The 4,289-nt window shown below is 57.0% G+C and carries 4 protein-coding genes and 1 tRNA gene; all 5 read left to right on the forward strand.

Going from position 1 to position 4,289, the window contains the following annotated elements:
- Positions 1–264, forward strand: a 264-nt coding sequence (locus tag ACY69P_RS14580; protein ID WP_462327997.1) for a hypothetical protein, incomplete at its 5' end; no start/stop codon positions are given.
- Positions 257–697 carry a hypothetical protein gene (locus ACY69P_RS14585; RefSeq protein ID WP_459900206.1) on the forward strand — a complete coding sequence of 147 codons (441 nt, stop codon included), beginning with the start codon at positions 257–259 and terminating at the stop codon, positions 695–697. The genes ACY69P_RS14580 and ACY69P_RS14585, both read left to right, overlap by 8 nt.
- Before the next feature lie 102 nt (positions 698–799).
- Positions 800–886, forward strand: a tRNA-Leu gene (locus ACY69P_RS14590).
- Between the two features lie 494 nt (positions 887–1,380).
- A complete protein-coding gene (locus tag ACY69P_RS14595) occupies positions 1,381–1,785 on the forward strand; it encodes an Hsp20/alpha crystallin family protein (RefSeq protein ID WP_459900205.1) in 405 nt (134 codons plus the stop codon).
- Positions 1,786–1,802: 17 nt separating this feature from the next.
- The coding region (locus ACY69P_RS14600; protein ID WP_462327998.1) for a Lon protease family protein at positions 1,803–4,289 on the forward strand (2,487 nt) is incomplete at its 3' end.

Genomic DNA, 4,289 nt, shown 5'->3' on the forward strand with positions numbered 1-4,289 from the left:
AAAGAAATGAAGAAGAAAAGAAAACAAAACGCAACGACTCTGCTCCCTCTCACTGTCGTCCACACGTCATTCGCACGCCTCCATGTTCCTTCTGTTCAAAACATGTTTATCCACCTTAAATACAATGCTTTATTACGAACAAACCGCAACACACCACCTCCGCCTCATCCCCACGCTTGCAGGGGCCGTGTTGCGCGTGTATGCCTGCTGGTGACGGTTTTAGCCCTGTATGTCTCACTATACGAGGAGTTGCCAGATGGATGAGAGCACGAAAAGCTACGAAGAGAGCATTGCTTCCGATATTTTCAATATGATTCAATCCGCCAAAGAAAGCGGGCTGGATGTTGATGATGGTTTTCAGAATGAGCCGTTTTCCACATCGGCCATTGCTGTCCGCTATCTCTTCTACCCCAAACAGCACCTGCTCCAGATTCCCGGCATGCCCCAGAGCCTGCGGAGCAAGATTCAGACGGCGAATATCCTTGCGCAGGTCGAAGTTGACAAGAAAATCGCCGGGATTCATCTGATCTGGGCTTCCCCCAAGCGCTTTGCCGATATCTCCTCCGAGCAGGACGCCCTGGCGTGTATCGACTCCAAAGGGCTGACCGCCTACAAGGACCACGTCGCCGAAGCCCTGCGCGATGACCTCGCCAAAGCAACCGCCGCAGCAGAAGCCGCCTCCAACACCAAACAGTAGCCAAACGCCCGCAGCAAACGGTCATTCGGCAATTTTTTTGAAAATATGGCCAATTTGGACTTGCCAAAGTCCGGCCAGCAAGTTTATACAGCCTTCTCCCGTGCCGAAGTGGTGGAATTGGTAGACACGCTAGGTTCAGGGTCTAGTGAGCGTTCGCTCGTGGGAGTTCGACTCTCCCCTTCGGCACCACCTTTTGGTGCTTCAGGCTTCGGTTCCACCCCGAAGCCTTTTTTTTTGCTCCGCAGGTGTTAGGTCTTAGGTCGCTTGGCCTGAAAGGACGAAGGGCTTTAGAGATAAAGATAGCAGAGCTTCTCAAGGCAATGATGCCCTTGAGTAGCCCCAAACAGCGATTCTCACCGGCCTCGCCAACGCACCAAGCCTCACCCCAATAACTTCCCACCCGCGGGAGCCTCACAGGGGTCCCAGCAGTCCCCTCCACACGCACCCGTCGTGACCGCACTCGGGATTCTCAAGGGCGGAGTCCTTGAGCCATCGGAGATATTCTCTTCTGCCGCGCATTCGCGCCCCCCTCAGCCTCGCCCCATTTCCCTTCTTGTCTTTCCGGGCTTTTTTTCAGCCACGATTTCTTGTGCCCTTTTTCAGGAGTATGATAGCGTTACGCAAACAGTATCCATACTGCACATGGCATAAAACGCACTCTGCCCCGGTGAAGGAGGACTGCAATGCCTGACCTACGCATCTGGAGTGACAGGCAACTTGCTCGCCTGAAAGAGGACATGGACCGCTTGTTCGAGAGTTTTTGCACGGACCTTGGCATTCCGGACATCTCCTGCTTGCATGATGACGGCATGGTTATGCGCAAGAGCCCGGAACGGCTGCTTATAACGTTGCCGCTGCCGGGGTTTTCCATTGAGGACATTGACATCACGCTGACGGGCACGCTGCTTGGCATCTCTGCACACAAGCACACCGGCCAGCACACGACCACGACGCATCGCAAGATGCGCCTGCCGTACGAGGTGGACACTGAGTCGGTAAACGCGTCCTTTGTGGACGGCATTTTGACCGTGACCCTTGTCCGCCGCACTCCCGACACAGCCAAACGCATCACTATTTCCGATTCCTAACCGCCACGGAGGTTCGCATGGCTTCGAAAACGCACTCCCTTCATGTGCCGACCGACCAACTGCGCTGGACCTTGGCGCCCAAATCGCTGCCCTTTTCCTCCACGGCGGACCTTGAGCCGCATCAGGACATTATTGGGCAAAAGCGGGGCGTGGAGGCCTTCCGGTTCGGCATGGGCATGACGAAAAAGGGCTACAATATTTTTGTCACCGGCGCGTCGGGCAGTGGGCGCTTAACCACGGTCAAAAAGCTGCTAAAGGAACTTTCCCGCAAGGACGAGCCGCCGGAGGACCTGTGCTACGTCAACGACTTTAAACGGCAGGAAGCCCCTCTCCTGCTCCAGTTTCAGGCGGGCAAGGGGGCGCAGTTCAAAAAGGCGGTTGAGGAGTTTTTGGACACCCTGAAGCGCGACCTGCCGCAGCTCTTTGAGAGCGAAGAATACATCGCGCGGAAAAACGCCATCCACGAGGCGCACGAAAAAAAGGTCCGTGAGTTCTACAAGGATGTTGAGGACAAGGTGAAGGACACGGACCTTGTGGTCGTGAATATGCAGATGGGCCCGGTCCAGCGCCCGGACATCCTGCCGCTTGTGGACGGCGAACCCAAGCGGCTGGTCGAGCTTGAGGAAATGGTGGAAAATGGCCGCTTCCCCAAAAAGGAATTTGAAAACTTGAAGGAGCGGCGCGCTAAGCTCAAAGAGGAGCTGGACTTCATCGTGCAGCAGGTGCGCGGCCTGCAAAAGGATGTGTCGCGAAAGCATGACGAAGTGGACCGGCTGATGTTCATGACGCTGGCGCAGGACCTGCTGAAGCCCGTGAAGGAAGAATTCCCGGGCGAGAAAGTGGAAGCGTATTGCGAGGCCATGCTGGAACATATGGCCTCACGGCTGGATGAACTGCGCATGATTGGCGCCAAGGCGCCGCAGGGGGCGCCGCCCATTCCGATGATGGCCGCGCCCTCGCCGGACGTGCTGCTGCGCCCGTACAAGGTGAATCTGCTTGTGGATAATAGCGAGCTGGAAGGGCCGCCGGTCATTATCGAATCCTACCCGACCTACCGGAACCTGTTTGGATCCATTGAGCGCATTATGGAACCCGGCGGCGGCTGGCGGACGGACTTTACGAAAATCAAGGCGGGGTCGTTCATCAAGGCCAACGGCGGCTACCTTGTCATCAACCTGCTGGACGCGATTATGGAGCCGGGCGTGTGGCAGACGCTGAAACGCTCGCTCAAGACCGAAGAAATCGAAATCCAAACCTACGACCCGTACTACTTCCTGACGGCAACGGGCCTGAAGCCTGAACCTATTCCCATGAACGTAAAGGTCGTTGTCCTTGGGGACGCGCGCATCTACTCGCTGCTGCGCTACTACGACGAGGACATGGAAAAAATCTTCAAAGTCCGCGCGGATTACGAGTCCTCCATGGACCGCTCCGAGGATACCATCCTACAGGTTGCGCGGTTTATCCGCTCGGAGCAGGAAAAGGAAGGCCTGCGGCACTTCGAGTCCTCCGGCGTGTGCCGCATTATGGAGCAGGCCGTGCGCATGGCGGGACGGCAGGAAAAAATGACCACGGCCTTCCCCGTGCTTGCGGACCTGCTCGCGGAAGCGAACTTCTTTGCGCAGGAGGCTGAGGCAGATAAGGTTGCGGCGGAGCACGTGGACGCGGCGCTCAGCGCCAAAATCTACCGCACCAACCAAATTGAAGAACGCTTGCAGGAAATGATCGACCGCGGCTCCATCTTTGTGGACACCTCGGGAAGAGCTGTGGGGCAGGTCAACGGCCTCGCGGTGTATTCCATGGGCGATTATATGTTCGGCAAACCCTCGCGCATCACGGCGGTAACGTCCCTTGGGCGCGACGGCATTATCAACATCGAGCGGGAAGCCAAACTCTCGGGGCCGACGCACAACAAGGGCATGCTGATCCTGTCCGGGTACCTGCGGCATACCTTTGCGCAGAACAAACCCCTGTCACTCACGGCCTCCATCACCTTCGAACAATCGTATGGCGGCATTGACGGGGACTCGGCGTCCAGCACGGAACTCTACGCCCTGCTCTCCAGCTTGTCGGGCAAGCCCCTGCGGCAGGATATCGCGGTGACCGGTTCCGTGAACCAACGCGGCGAAGTGCAGCCCATTGGCGGCGTGAATGAAAAGATTGAAGGCTTCTACCTATGCTGTAAGCACGCGGGACTGACCGGCGAACAAGGGGTGATGATCCCCCGCGCCAACGTGAAGGACCTGATGCTGCGCCCGGATGTTGTGGAGGCCATCGACAAGGGTGACTTCCACGTCTGGGCCGTTGAGAACATTGACGAAGGCATCGAACTGCTGACGGGCACAAGCGCCGGAAAACGCAAAAAAGACGGCACCTACCCCAAAACCACCATCTACGGCCTTGTGGACGCCAAACTGCGCGAGCTGGCCGAGGAACTGCAAAAATTCGGCAAGGACGACGAAGACAACGGCAAGGGCAAATCCCGCACAAAAAAAGACCCACCC

This window comes from Desulfobaculum sp., assembly GCF_054921475.1.

Bases quoted from the DNA above. Each gene is read 5' to 3' on its own strand.
- ACY69P_RS14585 (WP_459900206.1), top strand. From the start codon at position 257: ATGGATGAGAGCACGAAAAGCTACGAAGAGAGCATTGCTTCCGATATT.
- ACY69P_RS14595 (WP_459900205.1), top strand. From the start codon at position 1,381: ATGCCTGACCTACGCATCTGGAGTGACAGGCAACTTGCTCGCCTGAAA.